The organism is Acidithiobacillus sp. TH-A35 (genome assembly GCF_057473505.1).
This window is the reverse complement of the sequence record NZ_JBYCKR010000264.1, coordinates 1-1,981: the sequence shown is the minus strand read 5'-3', so window position 1 is coordinate 1,981 and position 1,981 is coordinate 1. Positions and strand designations below refer to the sequence as shown.

The window sequence follows — 1,981 nt, the reverse complement described above, 5'->3', positions numbered from 1 at the left end:
CGGAGATACGGCGGCGTACGGGTATGCTCAACGATGCGCTACTTCGGCGGCAGGCGCGTATGGCGCAGATCGCCGGTTTCGGCAGCGCCAGTATGGGGTTCATGGGCAATCTGGCGGTCTGGGTCATTGTGGTGCTGGCGATTCCGTTGGTCCACGACGGGGCTTTGGGTCGTTCAGACTTGCCCCTCTTTGCCCTGGGCGTGATGGGGTCTTTCGAGGCCATTGCGGCCCTGCCACTGGCCTTTCAGTTTTTGGGGCAGACCCGTGCGGCCGCACGCCGTATTTTTGCGGTGGCGGATACGCCCCTGCCTTTCCCTGATGCATCGGGACCCGCACCGCAGGTGGACCGGCCGGATCTGGAGCTCAAGAGCCTGCACCTGCGCTATCCTGATGCCCAATGCGATGCCCTGGCCGGCGTAGACCTCAGCATCCCGGCGGGCGCACGGGTTGCGGTGCTGGGGGTGACGGGAGCTGGCAAGAGCAGTCTCGCCAACCTGCTGCTGCGTTTCTACGACTATCAGTCGGGCAGCGCGTGTTTGGGTGGCCATGAGTTGCGGGATTTCCCGGCAGACAATCTGCGCGAATATTTCGCGGTAGTATCCCAGCGTTCCTATCTCTTCCACAGTACGATTCGCGACAACCTGCTGGTGGCCAAGGGCGAGGCGGAAGAGGATGAGCTTTGGTCCGCACTGGCCACGGCGCAGCTTGCGGAGTTCGTGCGTAGTCAGCCTCAGGGTCTGGATACCATTGTCGGCGAAGGGGGCGTGAAGCTCTCCGGCGGTCAGGGTCGGCGGGTGGCCATCGCCCGGGCGATTCTTAAGGATGCCCCCTGGCTGATTCTGGATGAGCCGACCGAAGGGCTCGATCCGGTGACGGAGATGGAATTCCTCAAAGATCTGCGCCAGATCATGGAAGGGCGCACCGTCCTGTATATTACCCATCGTTTGGTGGGTCTGGAGCACATGGATTGCGTTCACCTTCTCGACGAGGGGCGGATTGTGGAGTCGGGGACCTATGGAGAGCTTTTACAGCGGGGCGGACAGCTCAGCCATTTCGCCACATTCCGCCAAGCCACTGTAGTGTCCCGCTAATTTTGCCGATCGCCGCTGAGGCCGGACAGCAGTTTTTGCTCCAGGGCCTTAGCCTGCTGCACACTGGACTGGCAGGCGGCGCCGGCGGGGTCCTGCGCGCACTTTAAGTCGTCATCCAGCACCACTGTGCTCGCTTTTTGCAATCGGGCCTGACTGCTGCGACTCTGCGGCGTACTGGTCACCCACGACACCCCGTAACCGAGCGCCGAAGAGAGTAGGGTGGCCACCATAAACACCAGTGTCATGCGGGTAAAACCGCGTTCCAGTCCCTGCTCATCCAGGTAACGCTTGCTATACCAGGCAAATACCGGATAACTGACAATGCCTGCCACCAGACCCCACATGGATTATCCTTCCCTGGCGACGTCCAGGGGCAGGGGGTAGGGAAGTTTCCCTAAGCTCAAAGGCGTACCGTCCGGCACCCCGGCCATCAGGGCTTCCCCGGCGTTAGCGGCGCGTACAACGGCCAGCGCTGCAAAGCCATCCTGAGGATCCGGTGCCGCATTGATGACGATGCCAATGCTCTGTTCACCCATGCTGGTGCAGAAGACTTCTTCACCCGCCCGCAGCGGCGCCGGCGCCGCGATCCGATAAGTCTGGTTCTTGAGCTTGCCGAGATAGTGGGAGCGGGCGACGATCTCTTGTCCTGGGTAGCAGCCCTTCTTGAAATTGATGCCGCCCAATACCTCCAGATTCAGCTCCTGGGGAATGATTTTTTCTGTGGTGGCGCTGCTGATCATGCCGATGCCAGCGTGAATGGCCTGCAATCGCCAATCCTCCGCAGATCCGGCCCGCGCGCCAGCCGCCGCCAACTCTGTGCTGAGCGCTTCGACACGGGATGCGGGCAAAATGATCAGAAAGGCTTCTTTATCCACCCAGGGCAGGCGGGT

3 protein-coding genes are annotated in these 1,981 nt (G+C 61.5%); 1 reads left to right on the top strand and 2 read right to left on the bottom strand.

All coding sequences use genetic code 11. The annotated features are described in order from the left end of the window. Positions 1-1,091, top strand: a 1,091-nt coding sequence (locus tag AC2VNK_RS08755) for an amino acid ABC transporter ATP-binding/permease protein (protein WP_486883492.1), incomplete at its 5' end; no start/stop codon positions are given. Here AC2VNK_RS08755 and AC2VNK_RS08750 read toward each other — a convergent pair. Both AC2VNK_RS08750 and ygfZ read right to left on the bottom strand, forming a co-directional pair. Beyond that, complete coding sequence (locus tag AC2VNK_RS08750) at positions 1,088-1,435, bottom strand: hypothetical protein (protein ID WP_291522378.1); 348 nt, start codon at positions 1,433-1,435, stop codon at positions 1,088-1,090. The genes AC2VNK_RS08755 and AC2VNK_RS08750 overlap by 4 nt on opposite strands. Before the next feature lie 3 nt (positions 1,436-1,438). Next, positions 1,439-1,981: CAF17-like 4Fe-4S cluster assembly/insertion protein YgfZ (ygfZ, locus tag AC2VNK_RS08745; protein WP_486883491.1), on the bottom strand; the 543-nt coding region annotated here is incomplete at its 5' end.

Coding starts and splice junctions, on each gene's coding strand:
- AC2VNK_RS08750 (WP_291522378.1), bottom strand. CDS start 1,435: ATGTGGGGTCTGGTGGCAGGCATTGTCAGTTATCCGGTATTTGCCTGG.